This is a genomic window from Asticcacaulis aquaticus (assembly GCF_028550415.1).
GTDB lineage: Bacteria > Pseudomonadota > Alphaproteobacteria > Caulobacterales > Caulobacteraceae > Asticcacaulis > Asticcacaulis aquaticus.
The window spans coordinates 1-20,432 of record NZ_JAQQKX010000018.1 but is presented as its reverse complement, the minus strand read 5'-3'; the positions used below and the strand labels follow the sequence as shown (position 1 = coordinate 20,432).

16 protein-coding genes are annotated in these 20,432 nt (G+C 61.3%); 8 read left to right on the top strand and 8 right to left on the bottom strand.

Annotation, left to right across the window (positions count from 1 at the left end; translation table 11 throughout):
- Positions 1 to 54: 54 nt before the first annotated feature.
- From PQU92_RS16910 to PQU92_RS16900, 3 genes are all read right to left on the bottom strand, one after another.
- The gene (locus tag PQU92_RS16910) at positions 55 to 705 is read right to left on the bottom strand and encodes an RpiB/LacA/LacB family sugar-phosphate isomerase (RefSeq protein ID WP_272749459.1); all 651 of its coding nucleotides are present in this window, start codon (positions 703 to 705) and stop codon (positions 55 to 57) included.
- 194 nt (positions 706 to 899) lie between these two features.
- Positions 900 to 1,679 (bottom strand): L-rhamnose 1-dehydrogenase Lra1, encoded by a 780-nt coding sequence (lra1, locus tag PQU92_RS16905; protein WP_272749458.1) that lies wholly within the window; start codon positions 1,677 to 1,679, stop codon positions 900 to 902.
- A gap of 68 nt (positions 1,680 to 1,747) precedes the next feature.
- Positions 1,748 to 2,023: a helix-turn-helix domain-containing protein gene (locus tag PQU92_RS16900; RefSeq protein ID WP_272749457.1), complete on the bottom strand. Its 276-nt coding sequence runs from the start codon at positions 2,021 to 2,023 to the stop codon at positions 1,748 to 1,750.
- A 202-nt stretch (positions 2,024 to 2,225) separates the two neighbouring features.
- On the opposite strand from PQU92_RS16900, the gene rhmD reads away from it, so the two are divergent.
- The 4 genes from rhmD (at position 2,226) to PQU92_RS16880 (ending at position 6,227) form a co-directional block, all read left to right on the top strand.
- Positions 2,226 to 3,422: an L-rhamnonate dehydratase gene (rhmD, locus tag PQU92_RS16895; RefSeq protein WP_272749456.1), complete on the top strand. Its 1,197-nt coding sequence runs from the start codon at positions 2,226 to 2,228 to the stop codon at positions 3,420 to 3,422.
- 109 nt (positions 3,423 to 3,531) lie between these two features.
- Positions 3,532 to 4,404, top strand: a complete 873-nt coding sequence (locus PQU92_RS16890; protein ID WP_023462994.1) for a 2,4-didehydro-3-deoxy-L-rhamnonate hydrolase — start codon at positions 3,532 to 3,534, stop codon at positions 4,402 to 4,404.
- Positions 4,404 to 5,150: an SDR family NAD(P)-dependent oxidoreductase gene (locus PQU92_RS16885; RefSeq protein WP_272749453.1), complete on the top strand. Its 747-nt coding sequence runs from the start codon at positions 4,404 to 4,406 to the stop codon at positions 5,148 to 5,150. The genes PQU92_RS16890 and PQU92_RS16885 overlap by 1 nt, the downstream gene beginning before the upstream one ends.
- A gap of 171 nt (positions 5,151 to 5,321) precedes the next feature.
- Positions 5,322 to 6,227, top strand: a complete 906-nt coding sequence (locus PQU92_RS16880; RefSeq protein WP_272749451.1) for an amidohydrolase family protein — start codon at positions 5,322 to 5,324, stop codon at positions 6,225 to 6,227.
- 113 nt (positions 6,228 to 6,340) lie between these two features.
- On the opposite strand, the gene PQU92_RS16875 is transcribed toward PQU92_RS16880, so the two are convergent.
- The 3 genes from PQU92_RS16875 to PQU92_RS16865 all read right to left on the bottom strand — a co-directional run bounded on the left by PQU92_RS16875 (position 6,341) and on the right by PQU92_RS16865 (position 13,179).
- Positions 6,341 to 7,960, bottom strand: a complete 1,620-nt coding sequence (locus PQU92_RS16875; protein ID WP_272749449.1) for an MFS transporter — start codon at positions 7,958 to 7,960, stop codon at positions 6,341 to 6,343.
- A 137-nt stretch (positions 7,961 to 8,097) separates the two neighbouring features.
- Positions 8,098 to 9,273: a beta-galactosidase BglB gene (bglB, locus tag PQU92_RS16870; RefSeq protein WP_272749448.1), complete on the bottom strand. Its 1,176-nt coding sequence runs from the start codon at positions 9,271 to 9,273 to the stop codon at positions 8,098 to 8,100.
- A 9-nt stretch (positions 9,274 to 9,282) separates the two neighbouring features.
- Positions 9,283 to 13,179, bottom strand: coding sequence for a beta-galactosidase (locus PQU92_RS16865; protein WP_272749447.1), 3,897 nt, complete (start codon positions 13,177 to 13,179; stop codon positions 9,283 to 9,285).
- Positions 13,180 to 13,374: 195 nt separating this feature from the next.
- On the opposite strand from PQU92_RS16865, the gene PQU92_RS16860 reads away from it, so the two are divergent.
- Together PQU92_RS16860 and rhaM are read left to right on the top strand one after the other, a co-directional pair.
- On the top strand, positions 13,375 to 14,730 hold the full coding sequence (locus PQU92_RS16860; protein WP_272749446.1) for a rhamnogalacturonan acetylesterase: 1,356 nt from the start codon (positions 13,375 to 13,377) through the stop codon (positions 14,728 to 14,730).
- A gap of 166 nt (positions 14,731 to 14,896) precedes the next feature.
- The gene (gene rhaM / locus PQU92_RS16855) at positions 14,897 to 15,214 is read left to right on the top strand and encodes an L-rhamnose mutarotase (RefSeq protein ID WP_272749445.1); all 318 of its coding nucleotides are present in this window, start codon (positions 14,897 to 14,899) and stop codon (positions 15,212 to 15,214) included.
- Between the two features lie 189 nt (positions 15,215 to 15,403).
- Here the strand turns inward: rhaM and PQU92_RS16850 are convergent, their stop codons facing one another.
- Positions 15,404 to 16,258 (bottom strand): DeoR/GlpR family DNA-binding transcription regulator, encoded by an 855-nt coding sequence (locus PQU92_RS16850; protein ID WP_272749444.1) that lies wholly within the window; start codon positions 16,256 to 16,258, stop codon positions 15,404 to 15,406.
- A gap of 142 nt (positions 16,259 to 16,400) precedes the next feature.
- Positions 16,401 to 17,921, bottom strand: coding sequence for an FGGY-family carbohydrate kinase (locus tag PQU92_RS16845; RefSeq protein WP_272749443.1), 1,521 nt, complete (start codon positions 17,919 to 17,921; stop codon positions 16,401 to 16,403).
- A gap of 272 nt (positions 17,922 to 18,193) precedes the next feature.
- On the opposite strand from PQU92_RS16845, the gene rhaI reads away from it, so the two are divergent.
- The gene (gene rhaI, locus PQU92_RS16840) at positions 18,194 to 19,519 is read left to right on the top strand and encodes an L-rhamnose catabolism isomerase (protein ID WP_272749442.1); all 1,326 of its coding nucleotides are present in this window, start codon (positions 18,194 to 18,196) and stop codon (positions 19,517 to 19,519) included.
- A 50-nt stretch (positions 19,520 to 19,569) separates the two neighbouring features.
- Positions 19,570 to 20,301 carry a DUF1961 family protein gene (locus PQU92_RS16835; RefSeq protein WP_272749441.1) on the top strand — a complete coding sequence of 244 codons (732 nt, stop codon included), beginning with the start codon at positions 19,570 to 19,572 and terminating at the stop codon, positions 20,299 to 20,301.
- The last annotated feature ends 131 nt before the right edge of the window (positions 20,302 to 20,432 follow it).

Sequence of the window (20,432 nt, the reverse complement as noted above, 5' to 3'; positions counted from 1 at the left end):
CGTAAAGGCTCTGGTAAGAAAGAAGCCGGATTCGAAAATCCGGCTTCGGTCAGCTTAGGCGTTTTCCAGCGCCACAACGCCCTTGATGTAGGCCTTGATGCCTTCGTCTTGTGCGTTGGCGAAGAAGTATTCCTGGAACTTTTCACCGGCGACGGTGGCCTTCAGCAGGTCCTGATCGATACTCTTGAGGACCGTCAGCATGTCGTGGCAGGTGACGCTCTTCACGGTCTTCAGGATGCCGCGGTTTTTGGCCATGATTTCGGCGCGCTCCTTGGGGTAGCCCAGACCGCGCTCGCCGTCGAACAGCTTGCGGTAGACGTCCTGCAGGTTCAGCTCGGCGGCCCAGCCGAAGCCCTTGGCGTACGGCATGGAGATGGCGTTGCCGTCATTGATCTGACCGAACAGGAAGGCGTCGGTCGGATCGACGACCAGACCGCAGAAGACGCCCGGCATCGAGTTAGCGGCCAGCATGGCGCCCATACCTGTGCCACAGCCGGTGACGACGAAGTCGGCGGCCTTGGAATTCAGCAGGATACCGGCCAGAAGACCGTTCATGATGTAGGTCAGCGAGGCCTTGTCTTCGGCGCCGTACATGCCGTAGTTGAACACGGTGTGGCCCAGCGGCTCGGCAACCGTCTTCAGCGCGTCGAAGATGATGCTGTTCTTGGCGGCCTGGCTGTTCTCGTTAATCAGAGCGATTTTCATAATATCACGTCCTTTGAAGGGTCGAATTTTGTGCGAAGAGGTCTGAACCTTTGGTCAAGCGACATATCCCGGTTTAGGGGACGTGTCACCACGTAATGAGACATTCGCGGCGATATTTTAACCGCTCATGGCAAAGGGCCGGTATCGCTACCGGCCCTCCATTCACGCAGCAATTTGTCTGATAAAACCAGAGACTACTGCAAGTTTACGAACATGCCGCCGTCAACCAGCAGCGACGCACCGGTGACGTAACCGGCCAGTTCGTCGGACGCGAGGAAGATGACCGGTCCGGCCAGATCTTCCGGCTGACCCAGACGACCGAGCGGGATGCGCGCTTCCATATATTCGCGCTTCTTGAGGTCGGCGAGGTCGTCCTTGTTGATGTCGGTCAGGATCGTGCCCGGCAGGACGGCGTTGCAGCGGATGCCGTGTTTGCCCAGCGCGATGGCGGTCGATTGCATCAGCGACAGGACGCCCGCCTTGGTCGGCGTATAGTGCGTCTGGTACTCACCGCCGACCAGCGCCGAGATCGACGAGACGGCGACGATCGAACCGGCGAAGCCGTTCGCGCCCTTGCCCTGCTTGACCATCTGGTTGGCGGCGGCCTGACACATATAATAGGCACCGTTCAGGTTGACGGCGATGGTGCGGTCCACCGTTTCGACCGGCATGTCGAGGAAGCCGTGGAAGGGGCAGATGCCGGCATTGTTCACGAACACGTCGAGGCGGCCATAGGCTTCGACGGCGGCGGCGACAAAGGCCGTGGCCGACTCGGGCTTCGACACATCGCCGCGCAGGGCAAAGGCCTGCCCGCCGGCGGCCTTGATTTCCTCGACGGCGGACTGGGCCGAGGCCTCGTCACCGGCGAAGTTGATGCCGATCTTCGCGCCATGACGCGCAGCGGCGACCGCGATGCCGCGACCGATGCCCTTGGAACCGCCGGTAACCAGCAAAACCTTGTCTTTGAGTAGCATGTCTTTTCTCTCTGTATTGCCGGGAAGCGTTGAACCCCACCCCCGCGTTTCCAATCGATTGTATGTACTTAATTTACGCCGTTCGCCTGTTGCGACAGACGCAAAAACTTTTGCCCCAGACGATACCCGCCGCCGCCCGCCTCACGCGGCGCGACGCTGAGATAGCCCTGCTCGACCAGAGTCGAGGCCAGCCGGTACGCCGTCGACCGCGCCAGACCGGCCCGTTCGGCGATATCGTTGAGCGTCACAAGCCCCGACGCCACGGCCTCGACGATCATCAGGCCGCGCACCAGGGTCTGGCTGCCGCTGACTGATTTCGCCTGAACATCCGTGTCTTTGATCATTGTGCGTTAAGGCCCGTGATTTGACGTTTTGACGTTCGCGGCTGACGTTTTTTGCTTGATAAGCTATGGGTTAATTTCATATATTGGAATATAGCGATTGGCAACGGTTTTTGCGCTCACAAATGAGCATAACTGCCACAAATCGATCATTGCCGGACTTCCGGCTCCGCTTTCGACATGCAGGGTTAAAAAGGCTTCTAAGATGGGTTACCCCAAGATCAAGCACGTGCGCGCGTTCGTCATCAAAGGTGGCGAGGGCGGCGGTGGCGCCGACTATCACGACCAGGGCGAAGGCCACTGGATCGACAATCACATCGCCACCTCGATGGGGCGCTATCCCGAATACCGTCAGTCGCGCAAGTCGTTCGGCATCAACGTGCTGGGCACGCTGGTCGTCGAAATCGAAGCCGATGACGGCACGGTCGGTTTCGCCGTGACCACCGGTGGTGAGCCCGCCTGCTACCTCGTCGAAAAGCACTTCGCGCGCTTCCTCGAAGGCCGTAACCCGTTCGAATACGAGCGCATCTGGGATCAGATGTACTTCGGCTCGCAATATTACGGCCGTAAGGGCATCGTCGTGAACGCCATTTCCGGCGTCGACCTCGCCCTGTGGGACCTGATGGGCAAGCTGCGTCAGGAGCCAGTCTATCACATGCTGGGCGGCGCGGTGCGCGACGAACTGCAATTCTACGCCACCGGCGCACGTCCGGACCTGGCCAAGGAAATGGGCTTCATCGGCGGCAAGCTGCCGCTGTACCACGGTCCGGTCGAAGGCGACGAAGGCCTCAAGAAGAACGTCGAACTGATCGCTGACATGCGCTCGAAGGTCGGCGAAGACTTCTGGCTGATGTACGACTGCTGGATGGCGCTCGACGTCAACTACGCGACCAAGCTGGCGCACAAGTGCCACGAATACGGCCTCAAGTGGATCGAAGAAGCCATCAACCCGGACGACTACTGGGGCTATCAGCAGCTCAAGAAAAACGCCCCTCCGGGCATGCTGGTCACCACGGGCGAGCACGAATCGACCCGCTGGGGCTTCCGTATGCTGCTCGACATGGACTGCTGCGACATCATCCAGCCGGACGTCGGCTGGTGCGGCGGCGTCACCGAACTGCTGAAGATCTCGGCCCTGGCCGATGCCAAGGGCACGCTGGTCGTGCCGCACGGCTCGTCGGTGTATAGCTACCACTTCGTCATCACGCGCCACAACTCGCCCTTCGCCGAGTTCCTGATGATGGCGCCTAAGGCCGATCACGTCGCGCCAATGTTCCACCCACAGCTGCTGGGTGAGCCGATTCCGGAAAAGGGCCGCATGAAGGTCACGGCGCTTGACAAGCCGGGCTTTGGCGTCGAATTGAACCCCGAAGTAAAGCTTTATCGTCCCTACGAACACTGAGTGAAACTCACCCCTGAATGCTTTGCATTCAGGGGTGGTCCATATGGTCAACCCAAAGCTCGAAGCGCTTCTTCGCTTTGAGTTGGCTTTAATTTTGAAGGAAAATTTAATGAAACTCGTCCGTTTTGGCCCGCAGGGTCAGGAAAAGCCCGGCGTTATCGATGCCGACGGCAAGCTGCGCGACCTGTCCTCGGTCGTCGCCGACATCACCCCCGAAGAGGTCCGCCTGTCGAAGCTGGCCGGCCTGAAGGCCACCGACGTGTCGGCCCTGCCGGTTGTCGAAGGCGACGTCCGTTACGGCGTGCCGGTCAACAAGATCAACAAGATCATTGCCGTCGGCCTGAACTATGCCGACCACGCCGCCGAAGCCGGCCTGCCCGTGCCGCCGGAGCCGATCTTCTTCACCAAGGCCATCACCTCGCTGACCGGCCCGAACGACGTGGTCATCAAGCCGCGTGACGCGACCAAGCTGGACTGGGAAGTCGAACTGGGCCTGATCATCGGCAAGACCTGCCGTTACGTGGACGAAGCCACCGCGCTCGATCACGTCGCCGGTTACGTGCTGGTCAACGACATCTCCGAGCGCGCCTTCCAGAAGGAACGCGGCACGCAGTGGGTCAAGGGCAAGGGCGCCGACACCTTCTGCCCGACCGGCCCGTGGCTGGTCACGCCGGACGAAATCGGCGACGTGCACAACCTCGACATGTTCCTCGACGTCAACGGCGTCCGCCGTCAGACCGGCAACACCAAGACCCTGATCTTCAACGTTGCCCACTGCATCAGCTACATCTCGCAGTTCATCACCCTGCAACCGGGCGACCTCGTCATCACCGGCACCCCGCCGGGCGTCGGCGAAGGCCAGAAGCCGACCGCGATCTATCTGAACGCGGGCGACACCATGCACCTCGGCATCACCGGCCTCGGCGAACAGCGCCAGACCGTCGTGCCGTTCACCCTCGAAGGCCTGGAGATCATTGAGTAATGGCTTACGCTGATCGTTACAAAGGCCGTTGCGCCGTCATCACCGGCGCTGCTGGTGGTTTGGGTAAGGCCGCCGCCGCCCGCATCATCGCCGAAGGTGGTAAGGTCGTCCTGTGGGATCTGAACGCCGAAATGCTCGAAGCCACCGCCAAGGAAATCGGCGCCGCCGGTTTCGTGGCGCTGGACGTCTCGAAGCTTGAGGAAGTCACCGCCGCCGCCAAAAAGTCGGCTGAGATCCTGGGTAAGATCGACATCCTGATCGCTTCGGCGGGCATCACCGGCGCCACCGTACCGGTGTGGGAATTCCCCGTCGATTCGTGGCTTAAGGTCATGGATATCAATCTCAACGGCCTGTTCTACTGCAACCGTGAGATCATCCCCTACATGCTGGAAAACGGCTATGGCCGTATCGTCAACGTGGCCTCGGTCGCGGGCAAGGAAGGCAATCCGAACGCTTCGGCCTATTCGGCCTCCAAGGCGGGCGTGATCGGCTTCACCAAGTCGCTCGGCAAGGAACTGGCCACCAAGGGCGTCATCGTCAACGCCCTGACCCCGGCGACGTTCGAGTCGCCGATCCTGGCTCAGTTGCCGCAGTCGCAGGTCGACTACATGCGCTCGAAGATCCCGATGGGTCGTCTGGGCATCGTCGACGAATCGGCGGCCATGGTGACCTTCATGGCGTCGGAAGAGTGCTCGTTCACCACGGCCTCGACCTTCGACACCTCGGGCGGCCGCACGACGTTCTAAATGCTAACATCCTCCCCTGTGAGCGCTGCGAACGGGGGAGGTGGCATCCGCGAAACAAAGTGAAGCGGATGACGGAGGGGGCCACCCCACCCGATATTGCCCCCTCCGTCAGCGACTTCGCGCTGACACCTCCCCCGTTTCACAGGGGAGGATGAATACGGAGGATACCCTGTGAAAACACCCTTCATCGACGCCCATATCCACCTGTGGGACCTTGACCTGCTCCGTTACGGCTGGCTCAGCGCCCCGTTCGACGACTCAGGCGTCAATGGCTCGACCGAGGCCATCGCCTCGACCTACCTCCCCGCCCATTATCAGGCCGACGCCACGGGCTTTGACGTGCGCGGCACGGTCCATATCGACGCGGGCGCGCACGGCGACGACGCCCTGACTGAAACCCAGTGGCTGCAGCGCCTGTCGGACGAGACCGGTATCCCGACGGGCATCGTGGCCTTTGCGGCGCTCAACGATCCGGAGGTCGAAACACTTCTGGCGGCGCACTCACGTTACCCGGCGGTGCGCGGCATCCGCCATATCCTCAACTGGCACCCCGACAGCTATTTCAGCTACACGCCGAAGAACCTGCTCGACGACCCGCAGTGGCAGGCCGGTTATGCGCTGCTGGCCAAATATAACCTGTCCTTCGACCTGCAAATCTATACCAACCAGATGGCGGCGGCGGCCGATCTGGCGGCCAAGCATCCGAACATCCCCGTCATGCTCAATCATGCCGGGATGCCGGTCAATGACGGCGAGGGCCATATGGACCGCTGGGAAGCCGGTATGCGCCGTCTGGCCGCCATGCCGCACGTCTCGGTCAAGATTTCCGGCATGGGCTTCGCTGACCGCAAATGGACCACCGAGAGCATCCGCCCGATCGTGCTGAAGACCATCGAGATTTTCGGCGTCGACCGCGTGATGTTCGCGTCGGACGTGCCGACCGACAAGCTGTTCTCGGACTATGCGACGATCATGAACAGCTTCGACACGGTCACGGCTGATTTCAGCGAGGCCGAGCGTCTGGCCATGTTCGCAGGCAATGCCAACCGGCTATATCGGCTGGGGATTGAGCTCTGACAAAAATCATACCTCCCCGCACTAAAGTGCAGGGAGGTATGATTTTTAGACATGCACCACAAAAAAAGCCGCCCCGTGAGGAGCGGCTTTTTTATTGGCTGGGACAAGCGCGATTAACGCTTCTTCGGCTTGCGGTTCCACAGGTGTTCGAACTTCCAGCCGGTGAGACCTTCGACGATCTTGCGGCTTTCTTCCGATTCCGCTTCGGTTTCACCGGCGCGCAGACGTTCGACCTCGTGCACCAGAACGGCGTGGCTCTTCACATTGAGCCCGAAGCTCCACGACAGGATCATCCCCAGCACCATGACCACGATCGGACCGCCGATGAGCAGCAGGACGATGGTGTGGATGGCTTCCGGCGTCTGGGTGATCAGTTCGGCCTGATCCTTCGGTTGCGGCACATAGCCACCCGCATTGATGATCCAGCCGGTGACGACGATGGCGCCCGACTGAGCCACCTTGCGCACCAGCGTCATGACCCCGGCGAAGATACCTTCGCGGCGTTGACCGGTGACAGCTTCGTCGATATCGGGCAGGTAGTTATAGACCGACCACGGCACGAAGTTCAGCGTCCCGCGCCCCAGACCCGCCAGGATGATCGGCACGAACAGCCAGAAGACGACGCCGAAGTTCGACTGGCTGAACGCCGCGAACAGGTCGCCATTGATGCCGTTCAGACCGGCGGCGAAACCGGCAGGCTGGGTCAGGTAGAAGGCGAGGAACAGGATCAGCGATGCCGCGACGAAGCTGATGGCGATGCGATAGGCCAGAACCGGACCCGTCTTGATGACGACCTGAATGGCCACCATGACCGAGATGAGCTGGGCGACGTACATCATCGTCATCATCCCGGCGATCAGGCTGGTCGTGCCGTCCTTGGTCAGGACCGTACCCGCCGCCAGAACGGTCGCCACGAAGATCGGGAAGGCCGTGTTGAAGATGTCCTGCGACAGGTAACCGCCCAGATAGACCGACAGATGCTGACGGAAGGCCTTGAGCTTAAGCGTCGAGAACAGGTCGCGGAACATATTGACCGGGATCATCAGCGCCGCACCGAGGTTGAGCGGCTGCGGCTTGATCAGCTTTTCTTCCTCGGTATAGGGGCGCTCCCACGAGAAGATGACGACCAGAATGACGACCAGCGAGAACAGAACGCCGAAGATCGACGCCATGATCAGGAAGGTATCCGCCGAACCCTTGCCGCCGAAATTGTCGATGATGAACTTCGGCAGGTAGGAGGCGAGGATGGCCGAGGACTGCGCGATGATCATCCGCGCCCCGGCAAACTTGGCCTTCTCCTTGTAATCCTTGGTCATTTCAGCTGCCAAGGTTTCCCACGGGATCAGGAACATGGTGTAGAGGAATTCGAAGAAGATAAAGGTGATCAGGTAGTACCAGAAGGTCTGGCCCGACACGAAGATCAGGGCGAAACACGGCAGCAGCGGTATGGTGATCATCAGGAATATCTTGCGTCGACCGATCTTGCGGCCCACCCACGTATGACGCAGATTGTCCGAGATATAGCCGATCAGCGGGCAGGTGATCGCCTCCAGCAGACGCGGCAGGCCGAGGATCAGGCCCGCTTCGACGGCGGTCAGGCCGCAGAAGGTCGTGAAGAAATAGAACAGCCAGCCGGTGATGACCGCTTGAGCGCCCGCGCCCAGCATGTCGCCGGAGCCCCAGCCCCAGTAGTTGATCCAGCTTGGTTTACGTACAGTCGGCGCTTCGGCCATGTCGTTTCACTCCCCGTAAAATACCCCCTCTCCCTGTGGGGAGAGGGCCGGGGTGAGGGGGAGTCCTGAAACTCTGTCCTTTCCCCCTCACCCGGTCCTGACGGACCACCCTCTCCCCGCAGGGGAGAGGGGATGCATTAGATAAACCGATACAGGAACTCACCCATGGTCAGCAAGGCCATGGCCTGACCGAACGGCATGGAGGTCAGCGGAATGTCCTTGTATTCCTGAATCGAGTTGAACACCGGCGTACCGAACGACACCTGAGTCAGTTCGCCCGCCTCGTTGATGTGTGCGCGGACGGCCTTGGCGCCCTTGATGCCGATGGCCTCATACTCTTTCGAGATATAGCCCTTACGCACGGCCTTGAGGATGCCGTAGGCGAAGCCCGCGGACGCGGCGGCTTCTTCGTACGACGTCTCGTCGTCGAGGATGGTGCGCCACAGGCCCGACGGGGCCTGAACCTTGGCCAGCGCCTTGACCTGCGCTTCCAGCGTCTCGATGAGGAACATGCGGAAGGCGTCGTCCTTCGGCAGGTCGAGCAGCTCGATGAATTCCGGGATCACGATCGTGACCCACGAATTGCCGCGGCCCCACAGGGCGTCGGCGAAGTTGTGACGCCCGTCGAAGGTCCAGCCGTGGAACCACAGGCCGGTCTTGCGGTCGGTCAGGTACTTGATGTGGATGAGGAACTGACGCTTGGCCTCTTCGACATAATGCGGACGGTTGAGCAGCAGGCCGATCTTGGCCAGCGGCACGACCGACATCATCAGGGTGTCGTCCCACATCTGCTGATTGTTGACGCTGTTATAGACGATGTGCTGGAAGCCGCCCTCTTCGGTACGCGGCAGCTCGTTATAGACCCACTCGGCCCACACATCGAGGTACGGCAGGTAACGACGGTCGCCGGTGCGCTCATAGAGGTAGGCCAGCGTCAGGAACGGCGCGACGGTGTTGATATTGCGCGACGGCGAGCCTTCCTTGAACCGGTCCTCGAACCAGTTGATCATGATGTCCCAGGCTTTTTTGTCGCCGGTCATCTCCCACACCTTGTACATGCCGTACAGGCCGATGCCCTGCGTCCATTCGAAGCCGTGCCAGGCCTTGGTGTCGATCACGCGACCGTCGGTCAGACGCAGCAGGAACTCGCCCGAGGTGTCCTCGATATTGACGAGGTTGTCGATCAGGCCGTCGATGGCGGCGAGGTAGTCGTTACGATCCGCCCCCAGCGCTGCCGACTGATGCTGCAGCAGCGGGTGGATGTTGAACGGATCGGTCGGCGTGAGGATCTGGTTCTTGGTATTGACGGCCATGGGGAAGAACTATCTTTGCAGTTTGTTGGGAGCGGCCACGATTTCAAGTGGCACGCCGCCGCGCACGGTGCGCAGGTTGACGAGTTTGACGGGTTCGAGGGCATTTTCAGGCTTGCCGTCGGTGGTGACCGCCAAAGTGATGGTGTTGTCGCCATTGGGATTGAGAATGCCCGGCGGAATGACGAAGGTGCGCTGCGGCCCGATATGGGCGATGAACTGCCCCATATTCCAGCCATTGACGAAGATCAAGACGCGGTTTTCACGCTCCGAGCGCGGCACGGTGGTGTCGCCGAAGCTGAGGCCCAGTTGCACGTCGTGGCCCTTGGGCAGGTCGAGCTTGAACTGCGTGCGCAGCCAGTAGGTGCCCGCCGCCGGCGGGGCCGCGGTCGGGCTGGCGTTTTCCCAGCCGTCCTGTTTGCCCGGCAGATACCAGCCTTCGCGTTCGCCGTAGAGACCGCCATTGTTCATCGGCCCGCGGACCAGATCGGCGATTTCCTCGCCGCCCTTATTACCCTGGATGCGCCACTCGATCGGCACGGCGAAGCGACGGCCCGCCTTCGTGGTCAGGGAGGCGGCGATCAGGCCGCGCGCTTCACGATGCGCGTCGTCGGCCATCAGATCCCAGTTGTGCGAATTGTTGCGCACCATGACCGAGATGACGTGATCGCCGGGGGTCAGCTTGTCGAGCTTGAACTTGATGCTGTCGGTGGTTTCGGGGAACTGACGGCCCGTATCGAGCTCATCGTGGCCGATATATTTGCCGTCGACCCACACCTGAATCAGACCCGCACCGCCCGCGCCGTAGAACAGCTCAAGCTGATCGGCGGTCTGGTCGGTGATCTTGACGTGGCCGCGATACCAGACGTCACCGTGGTGGAAGCCGTAGTCGCTCATGCTGAGCGTCGGCTGGCCCCGCTCGGTCGTCGTCCAGGTCTGGGCGGCGGTCGGACGGGTATCGGCCTTGACCCATTTGGAGTCGTCGAAACCCGGCTGGGCTTCGGGGCTGTCCGTGCGGCGCATCCATTGCTGGGCTTCGAGGTCCGGCAGGGTAACGGTCGCCGGACGCGGCAGGGGCTGGGCGCTCATGACGCTGCCGTCGGCCTGCGGCACGAGGCTCAGGGCCTCGCCATTGAAGGTCACCGACTGAATCGACTTCGGCCCCCAGATGGTCAGGGCGCTGTCCGTCGCGATATCGCCCGTCAGATCGAGCTTGCCGCCCGACAGCTTGGCCCCGCGCACCAGAGCGGCGGTCAGTTGCAGGACCGGCCCTTCGGCGGTGTCCTGCTTCCAGAAATTGTAGCTGGTCGGCTCATCGGCGATCAGCAGCAGCAGCGGCGCGCGGCCGCCGTCGGTGATACGCAGGCGGATCAAACCGTTGTGCGTATAGCTGATCTTCAGGTCGCCGGTTTTCGCATCGTATTTCGAGGTCGCGACGCCCGACAGGACCTCGACCTTCGGCGCCGAAGCGTAACGCAGGACGGTCTCACCGGTCTCGTTGGTGCGGCCTTGCAGCAGAACCAGATCCTGATCGCCGTTTTTAAAGTGCGTCTGGATTTCCGAGTTGGAATAGACGAGGCGCTGACGCTCCATGTCGTACCCGGCCAGCAGCATCTTGGCGTCCTGACCGTTGACGCGCACCGGGATCTTGTAGGTGCCGTCGGTCGTGGTGACCTCAAAGGTGGCGCTGTCGTCGGTAAGTTGATCCGACGGGCTGTGGACCGCGAACAGGATGTGCGTCTTCAGCGTCGGATTGATGTTGTGATAGACCTTGATCTTCTCGTTCGAGCTCTTGATCTCCGGCCCCTTGTCCATCTCGGCCAGCACCTGTTCGGCGGCCTGAACGAACATGCCCTGCTGCTTGAGCGCCAGACCCTTCGGGCGCAGGCCGCGGTCTTCGGAAATCGGCGCGCCGTAGTCGTAGGAGGTATAGACCACCGGACCGGCCAGCCAGCCCCACGACGTGCCGCCGAAGGTCATGTAGATATTATGGATGGTGATGCGGTTGATCAGGTTGGTGCCGTAGAAGACCCGCTGATAACCCTTGCCCTGACGCTCGGCGGTGCAGTTATAGGTGCCGTTCGAGCCCCAGTAGTCGAACCAGCCCGCCCCCAGCTCCGCCGCGAAACCGGGCGTTTTCGGCGAAGACAGCGAGCCGATCTTGGGCACGTTCTTGCCGTAGATGCCCCAGTCGGGGGCCTTGTTCGGACCCGACGGGTCGGCGTGGACGTTGCAGGTGCCGCCCGGATAGCCGTCGAAGGCGTACATGTCGGTCGGGCCGGAATTGGCCCACGGCGCGGTCGAATTCTTCGGCGTCCAGTCCGGCAGACGACCGGCGGCATTGTGGAAGAAGGGCACGGTGATGCCGTCTTCGCGCGCCTTTTTCGCCAGATGCTCCATCTGACGGACGTGCTTCGGCTCGACCTTACCCAGTTCGTTTTCCAGCTGATAGGCGATGACCGTGCCGCCGCCGTCGGTGATCTGATGGCGGGCAATGATGGCGTTGATCTGGGTCATCCATTCATCCGTCGCGGCCAGATAGACCGGGTCGTCGGTACGCGCCTCGGCGCGCGAACGTAGCATCCAGCCGGGGAAGCCACCGCCGGTCAGTTCGGCGTTCACATAGGGGCCGGTGCGGGCAATAACGTACATGCCCTCTTCTTCGGCGATTTCCAGCGCCCGCTCGACGTTGCGCACGCCCGAGAAGTCATAGACGCCCGGTGCAGGCGAATGGTAGCCCCAGTCGAAATAGAAGGCGACGCCGTTGAACCCGGCGGCTTTCATCTTTTGCAGGACGTCGCGCCACAGCGACGGATTGGGCAGGCGGAACGGATGGACCTCGCCGGACCACACCATGATCCGCTTGCCGTCGACCATCATCGAATGCTCGTCCCAGGTCACCTTCTTAGGTGCGCCCTTGGGCTTGGTCGCTTCGGCGTAAAGCTTGGGGTCTTCGGCCATGACGGTGAAGTGGCGCACCACGCCCGACACGCCGTCGATTTCCTTTTTCGGCGTCCAGGTCTTGAAGCCGTCGAGGCTGTCCGAATACCAGTAGTGCTTGGTCAGGTAGTCGTCGAAATAGATGCGCCAGCCGCCATTAGGCAGTTTCACGAGCGCCTGACCTTCGCGCCAGTTGCCCCAGCCTGCCCAGTCACCCTTTTTCTCGATTGTCCACGGACCGTAGAGCGATTTGGCGGTGGCCAGCTCGATGAACTTGGTCGTCTCGTTCTTGACGAAAGCGGTATAACCCTTATCCGTCGACACGACGAAGGTGTCGATGAAATTGCCCTCAAGCCCCTTGAGCGCCTTGGGCGCCGACCACTGCGTCAGGTCGGCATTCGCCTCGATCACATAGGCCCCGAACGGCCCCTTGGTGCCACCTTTCGACAGGGAGACGACGACCTTGAGCGAGCCGTCCTTGTCGCGGAACCATTCCGGCGCCCAGGTATTGGTCACGTCCGGCAGGTCGATCTTGACCTCCCGCACGAACTCCCAGTTCCGCAGATCTTTCGAGCGCGTAACGCCGAAATCGGCCCCGTCCCAGTTGGTCGTATAGACGACGTAATAATAGCCGTCCGTATGACGGATGATCGACGGATCGCGCAGCAGACGGCTGGAAGGCGTATAGGCTTCGGACGCCAGAGTATGGAAAGTGACGCCGTCGGACGAGGTGAACAGGCTCATCGTGTTTTGCGACGTGGCCATGAAGCTCGACATAAGGAAGACGGGTGCGTCTTTTTGCGCATCGGCCTTTTGCACGTTTTGCTTATTGACGTCCGATCCTTGCGGGATGCCCAGTTCCTGAGCGAAACTGCCGAAAGCCAGAGCCCCACCCAGGGCGGCGATCAGGCCGATTTGCGAAACACGCGAAAAGGCTGCACGGCCGCGCAGCGTCTTGGAATAGGGCATCCGGGGTCCTCTTCTGGGCTTCCTCTGTCCGGCCTGCCGTCGGTGGACTTACCCACACAGGCCCTGTTTGCCCGTATGCACGCCGATGGCCGCCTTTTGTCGCGCGTTAAGATGACATTGACTATTGCTCATATCAATGAAAAAATATCATAAGCGAGCATATAAATGCCAGATTTGAGCAGGGAAACCGCTGATATGATCAAAAATAATCAAAAAAATGAGATTCACGGCGGCCTGACGGCGTTTGGACTGGCCGTGATCATGGCCGTCGGTTTCACCACGCCATCGATGGCTCAGGAGGCCACCAAAACCGTGACCGCCCCTGCACCCACCTACCGCTTCGTCCTCGACCCGGCCTATAAGGCGGCGCCGGACGCCATCGCTCTCACACCCGATCAGGCCTATGACGAGACGAAAGGGTACGGCTTCACCAATACCAAGGGCGGTAACGAAATCGCGCTGGCCCTCAAGGCTGCGCCGGGCGATTACCGCGTCCGCGTCACGCTGGGGCAGGACAAGAAGACGAAATCGAAGACCGGCAGTCGCACCTCGGTCTGGGCCGAAGATCGCCGCCTGATGCTTGCCCCGGTCGTGCTGAAAAAAGGCGAATCTAGAACCGTTGAGTTCTTCGTCAATGTCCGTGATCCCAACCTCGTTGTTTCCGAACAGGACGTCATCAAGACGCCGAAAGTCCTGCTGCGCGGTGATGAGCCGACTCAGAGCCGTGACTGGGACGACAAGCTAACCATCGCTTTTTCAGGCTCGGCCCTCGCCATTCAGGCCATAGAGATCCAAAAGGCAACGCCCGCCCGCCGCGTCTTTATCGTCGGCGACTCGACGGTTGCCGATCAGGGCGGCGCCGACTACGCCTCGTGGGGGCAGATGCTGCCGCGCTTCCTGTCGAGCGAGCTTTCGGTGGCCAACCACGCGCGGTCGGGCGAGACGATGAAGTCGTTCATCACGAGCTTACGCTGGGACAAGGTGATGAGCGAGGTCCGCCCCGGCGACATCCTGCTCATCCAGTTCGGCCATAACGACCAGAAAAAACAGTGGCCGCGCACCTATGTCGCCGCCGCGCGCGGCTATCCCGCCTATCTGAAGGCCCTGGTCGCCGATGCGCAGGACCACGGCGTGCAGGTCGTGCTGATTTCGCCTGTCTCGCGCCGCTCGTTCAAGGACGGCAAGATCAACAATACGCTGGCTGGGTACGACGATGCGGTACGCAACACCGCGAAGGACCTGGGCATCCCGTTTATCGACCTCACGGCGAAGACGAAGACGCTGTATGAGGCCCTTGGGCCGGAGATCAGCCCGCTGGCCTTCGCCAATTCCGGTAAGGACGGCACGCATCATAACGCCTATGGGGCCTTCACCATCGCCAACTACGTGGCGCAGGCGATCACCGATCCGGCCAATAGCCTCGACCTTCGGGCCTCCGCCGATTTCGTGGCGCTCGACCCGGCCAAGCCGGTCGATCCCAAAGCCTTTGAGATTCAACCCGCCGACTGGCCGCTGATGCGCGAAGTCGTGGCGAAAGTCTCGGGGAACTGACTTAATACCTCCCCGGTGTACCGGGGAGGGGGACCGCACGACGCGCGAAGCGCTAGATGCGGTGGTGGGGGCCTTACCGACTGTTTTGCCCCCTCCGTCTGCTCATTTCATTCGCAACCACCTCCCCCGTAAACAGGGGAGGATGTTAAGAGGAAAGCACCACACCATGACCCAAATCCACGGCTTCAAGATGCAACTGAAACCCGGCTTCGAGGCCGAGTACCAGAAGCGCCACGACGAAATCTGGCCGGAACTGGCCGACCTGCTGCACGAGGCGGGCGTGTCGGACTATTCGATCTTCCTCGATACCGAGACCCTGACCCTGTTCGGCGTGCTGAAGCGCACCGACGATCACACCATGGCCGACCTGCCCGCGACGGCGCTGATGAAAAAGTGGTGGGCCTATATGGCCGATATCATGGACACCAATCCGGACAATTCACCGGTCGCCACGGACCTGAAGCACGTGTTTTATATGGCGTAATTTATACCTCCCCAACTTGTTGGGGAGGGGGACCGCACGAACGAACGCAGTGAGTGAGATGTGGTGGTGGGGGTTCTCGCTTACTTAAATCAAGCCGTACGATGGCAACAAAGTAAGACACCCCACCACCACGCCTTTCAGGCGCGGTCCCCCTCCCCGCACTAAAGTGCAGGGAGGTATAGGATGAGTTCAAACCACCTCGAACGCCTTCAGATCATCCGCCGTCACGCGCGCGATGCGCACCTCGATGCCCGCGTTTTCCAGCCAGCCGCGGGCCGCGGGCGTGATCCCCTCGTCCGTCACCACCACGTCGATCGCCGTCAGGGGACAGACCGACAGGGACGCCGGGGCATCGATCTTGGACGAATCCGCCAGCAGGATCACCTGATCGGCGCGCTCCATCAGGCGGCGCTCGGACTGCACCAGGAGCGTGTCGGACTGCATCAGGCCGTTCTTGGTCAGGGCCTGACAGCCGATGAATATCTTGGCGGCCGAGAAGTTCTGCAACATGCCGTCCTCATACGGATTGAGGATGATGCGCTGTTCGCGGAACAGTTCGCCGCCCGGCAGGGTCACCTTGACCTTCGAACGGTCGAGCAGGCACTGCAGGATGGGGATTGAGGTCGTGAGCACGTGGTACGGCTCATTGGCCATCATGTTGGCCATAGTGTAGGTCGTCGTGCCGCCATCGATGATCATCGATATGCCCGGCCGCAGATAATCCAGCGCCGCGCGGGCAATGGCCCGTTTGACCGGTGCGTTGACGATGGTGGAATCGAGGAAGCTCGACTGCCCCGTCAGGCTGTCGAGGCGATGTTTCTGCGGCTCGGCTTCGGCGACGGCCTTGCCGTTGAAATGCTTGCCTTCGACGCGCATGGCCCCGCCGCGCACCCGCAGCAGGTGCCCCAGTTCATGCAATTCGTTGAGATCGCGGCGGATCGTGGCGGGCGACACCCCCAAACGGCTGGTCAATTCGTCGACCGAGGTGACCCGATCCGGATTGAGTTCGTCGATGATCAGCTTCCAGCGATCCTGTAAGTGCATAGGTTAAATCCGCCCTGAATATTTTTGCGAGTGGACCACGCCCGCGTCTGCCGCGCAAGTCGTGATCGATTATGATTGATTCTTATAGTCAGGTTTTTTGGATTTGTCGAACACGTTAAATTCAAAATGTTAGCGATACCAATCAATCCGCATCCATCGCCGCCACCCATGCGGCCCGATAGGCGCGCATTTCCGCAACCAGTTGCGGCGTCACGGACTTATAGGCCGGCGCTGGCGGCGTGTGCTGACCGAAAAAGGCCATGGCCCCTGCGCCGCGCGTCACCCCGGACGAGGCATCGCAGACCCACACCTCGCCGTCGCGCAGGGCCGCCAGAAGCGTGCAGAAGACCGGATTATGCGCCGCCGGACCTTCGATCAGCAAGGGCCGGTCGGTCGGCGCGATCATATCCAGCGACGAGACGGCGATCAGCGCGATATAGATCAGGCCCAGCGCCAGACGCGTTTCCGGCGTGTCGTCGTCAAGGCCGCGAATCTCACCCTGCCGTCCCGGAAACGGCCCGCCCGCACCGACGAAGCTGGGCAGGGCCATCGCGCCCGACGCCAGTACGCGCTGCGCGGTCGCCAGACTAACCGGCACATCGACCCGGCCATTAGTGATCAGCTCCAGCGCCCGACCGCCCATGAAGCGCGCACACGGCACGGCCTGACCATGAACGTCGATATTGACGAGGCAGTCACGATCGGGCTGCAAATCGTCCTTGACGCTGGCGGGAGTCACGCCCGGCGCCATAGCGACATACCACGTCCCGGTCGTCAGGATGACCGGCAAGGTGGCGCGGTCGTCGGGCGCGTGACGGGCAATGACCAGCGCCAGGGCCGCATTGGAATCGTGCAGTCCGACATGGATATGGCAGTCGTGCGCGATACCCGCCGCCTGCGCAATTTCGGTGCGCAATGGCCCGGCGCGCTCCCATGCCGGACGCAGGGGCGCGAACTTCGACGCCCAGCCTTCGCGCACAGCCAGCGACGAAAAGCTGCCCATCGTCGGGTTCCACAGGTCGGTATGGCAGCCCAGCGATGTGATTTCCGAACACATCACCCCCGACAACCGCCACGTCCAGTATTGCGCATAGGACAGGATGTGGTGGACGCGCTCGATGAATTTCGGATCGCGCCGGGCGTGCCAGAAGATTTGCGCGCCCAGATTCAGCCCGTTGGGCAGCAGCGGCGACAGGGTTTCTTCGAACGGCGGGCGAATGGCCTGATAGGCCTGCGCATAGGCCTGAGGGATCGCCGCTTCGTAGTCCTGCACCGGTTGCAGAAGCGCGCCGTCGGCCCCGAGAAACGCGCAACCCGCGCCGTGCGCCACCGGAATGATGCGATCGATGCGATAGCGCGCGCCGAGGCGTTTCAGTTCGCTCACGAACCAGTCGTGCAAAGCCTCGACGTCAAAGGCCGCATAAAGACGGGTATGCAGGTGCGGTGTGCGGATCGCCGACTGGCTGAGGATGCGGCCCTCGGCATCGATGACGCTGACCTTGGCATTGGTCTTGCCGACATCGAAGACGACGCAGACCGTCCCCGCCGTGCGGCGACGCTGAACCTCGTCGGACACGTCGCGCAGGGACACGACCTCGGCGGCCGGGCGCACAACGTCCGCCGTCCCGTCCACAGAGCTTATGTCACGCCAAAGGTCAGCCAAGGTCACCACACTCCCTGATCGAAGACATTCGGTTCCGGATCGTTTCTGATCGAAACCTATCGGCAAAGATCGCTTATTTTTCACCGGCTTCGTTGAATTCGACCCTAGGGGAAAACTATGGCTGTGCAAAGGCGCACGGATGAAAAACCCGCCATGTCTGGCATTTGCGCATCAGTTATCTTCACTCGACAGCACACACAGCGCTGTTGATTTGACACCTTCCCGCTTTGGGTCCTATTGAGCGGGTCAAAGTCAGTTTCTGGGACCCCCGCATGGACGATATCGCCGTCAAGAGACACCTGTCGGCCCTGCCGCAGGACGTGATCGACGCCGAAAACGACAAGCTCATGGCCGCGCACCTGTACGACTATGAGAGCCTGCGCGTGCGGCTTGAGCGCTCCGATGTCGATATCGAGACGGTCGTCCGCCGTCTTATGACGCTGGAAGTGGGTTTGCCGAGCTGGGGCATGATTTCCGGCGGCACGCGCTTTGCCCGCTTCCCCATGCCGGGTGAGCCTAACAACATCTTCGAGAAGATCGAGGACTGCGCCGCCGTCCATCAGATCGCCGGCATGACCCCGCGTATCTCGCTGCACTTTCCGTGGGACGTGACCTACGACTATACCGAGGTGCGTCAATATGCCGAGGCCTACGGCATCGGCTTCGACGCGGTCAATTCCAACACGTTTCAGGACCAGCCGGGTCAGACCCTGTCGTACAAGTACGGCTCCCTCAGCCACACCGACCGCGCCACGCGCCAGCAGGCCATCGAGCACAATCTCGAATGTATCGAGATCGGGCAGAAGCTAGGGTCGAATGCCCTGACCGTCTGGCTCTCGGACGGCACCAACTTCGCCGGTCAGGCCCAGTTCGCCGAGACGCTGGAGCGCTATCTCGACAGCATGACGGAAATCTACGCCGCCCTGCCCGACGACTGGCGCGTCTTCCTTGAGCATAAACTCTACGAGCCCGCCTTCTATTCGACGGTCATTCAGGACTGGGGCACCTCGATCCTCTGCGCCCAGCAACTGGGCCCCAAGGCGCAGTGTCTGGTCGATATGGGCCACCATGCGCCGAACGTGAATATCGAAATGATCGTCGCGCGGCTGGCGCAGTTCGGCAAGCTGGGCGGCTTCCATTTCAACGACTCGAAATACGGCGACGACGATCTGGATGCCGGGTCGATCAACCCGTTCCAGCTGTTCCTGATCTTCAACGAACTGGTCCATGCCGAAGAGCGCGCGGCGAAGCGCGGGGCGGCCTTCGACCCGTCCTACATGATGGATCAGTCGCACAACGTCACCGACCCGATGGAGAGCATCCTCAACTCGGCGCGTGCCATCGGTGGCGCCTATGCCAAGGCCCTGATCGTCGACCGCGCGGCCATGGCGGCGTATCAGGACGCCAACGATGTCATGATGGGCCATAACTGCCTGCGGCTGGCGTTCGAAACCGATGTACGTCCGGCCCTGGCCGAGGCGCGGCGGCGCAAGGGCGGGGCCATCGACCCTATGGCCGCTTTCCGGGCGACGGGTTACCGCGCCGAAAAGGCCCGCGCACGCCAGCCGCGCCGGGCCGAACGCGGCGGGATTTGCTGATCCACGCGTAAAAGTCTTATTGCCACAAAAACTCGAAACGGAGATCGGCCATGAAACTCGACCGCCGGATATTTATGACCGGGCTGGCCGCTACCGGTGCCGCCTCACCGCTGTTTGCCAAGGATACGGGCGATCTGGTCTACGCCAACCCTTTGAAAACACCCGCCGATGTGGCGCAGTTCAAAATGGAAGGCGAGGCGAAGGTCGATTTCCCCAATGGCCGGATGCAGATGAGCGCGTTGCGCGACGCCGCCGAGGGTCAGGCGTCGAACTTCGTCTTCTGGTGCCCTGAGGTCTTCCCCGACGATATCGAAATTAGCTGGGACTTCCGCGTCCTCAAGGAGCCCGGCCTGTGCATCCTGTTTTTCGCGGCGGGCGGCATCAATGGCGAGCATATCCTCGACCCTAAACTCAAACCACGCGCGGGGATCTACGACCAATATACCAAGAGCGACGTGCAGGCCCTGCAAATCTCCTATTTCCGCCGCCGCTGGGAAGAGGAGCGCGCCTTCCACCTCGCTAATCTGCGTTACGCGCCGGGGTTCGAAATGCTGGCGCAGGGTGCCGATCCCCTGCCTGATGTCGAGGACGCCAAGCCGCCCTACCGCGTGAAAATCCGCAAGTCCGGTGCGACGGTCGCCTTTACGATCAACGACCTGCCGGTGGTTAACTGGACCGGCGGACCGGAGCGTCAATGGCCGACCAGGGGCAGCATCGGCTTCCGCCAGATGGCCCCGCTGGTGGCCGAATATGAAAATCTGGAAGTGCGGAAATTGGGGTAAATCTTCGCATTATCATTCCTCCCCATCTCTGATGGGGAGCAACCATGTGAGTTAAGCGCGCTGTATCCAGAGTGATTGTCGCTTAAGCACGATGTTTGCGGCTTCAATAAGCTTACGCATGACGGCGACGA

Coding starts and splice junctions, on each gene's coding strand:
- PQU92_RS16860 (WP_272749446.1), top strand. CDS start 13,375: ATGATCAAAAATAATCAAAAAAATGAGATTCACGGCGGCCTGACGGCG.
- bglB (WP_272749448.1), bottom strand. CDS start 9,273: ATGGCCGTCAATACCAAGAACCAGATCCTCACGCCGACCGATCCGTTC.
- rhaI (WP_272749442.1), top strand. CDS start 18,194: ATGGACGATATCGCCGTCAAGAGACACCTGTCGGCCCTGCCGCAGGAC.
- rhaM (WP_272749445.1), top strand. CDS start 14,897: ATGACCCAAATCCACGGCTTCAAGATGCAACTGAAACCCGGCTTCGAG.
- PQU92_RS16865 (WP_272749447.1), bottom strand. CDS start 13,179: ATGCCCTATTCCAAGACGCTGCGCGGCCGTGCAGCCTTTTCGCGTGTT.
- PQU92_RS16900 (WP_272749457.1), bottom strand. CDS start 2,023: ATGATCAAAGACACGGATGTTCAGGCGAAATCAGTCAGCGGCAGCCAG.
- lra1 (WP_272749458.1), bottom strand. CDS start 1,679: ATGCTACTCAAAGACAAGGTTTTGCTGGTTACCGGCGGTTCCAAGGGC.
- PQU92_RS16875 (WP_272749449.1), bottom strand. CDS start 7,960: ATGGCCGAAGCGCCGACTGTACGTAAACCAAGCTGGATCAACTACTGG.
- PQU92_RS16835 (WP_272749441.1), top strand. CDS start 19,570: ATGAAACTCGACCGCCGGATATTTATGACCGGGCTGGCCGCTACCGGT.
- rhmD (WP_272749456.1), top strand. CDS start 2,226: ATGGGTTACCCCAAGATCAAGCACGTGCGCGCGTTCGTCATCAAAGGT.
- PQU92_RS16850 (WP_272749444.1), bottom strand. CDS start 16,258: ATGCACTTACAGGATCGCTGGAAGCTGATCATCGACGAACTCAATCCG.
- PQU92_RS16885 (WP_272749453.1), top strand. CDS start 4,404: ATGGCTTACGCTGATCGTTACAAAGGCCGTTGCGCCGTCATCACCGGC.
- PQU92_RS16890 (WP_023462994.1), top strand. CDS start 3,532: ATGAAACTCGTCCGTTTTGGCCCGCAGGGTCAGGAAAAGCCCGGCGTT.
- PQU92_RS16910 (WP_272749459.1), bottom strand. CDS start 705: ATGAAAATCGCTCTGATTAACGAGAACAGCCAGGCCGCCAAGAACAGC.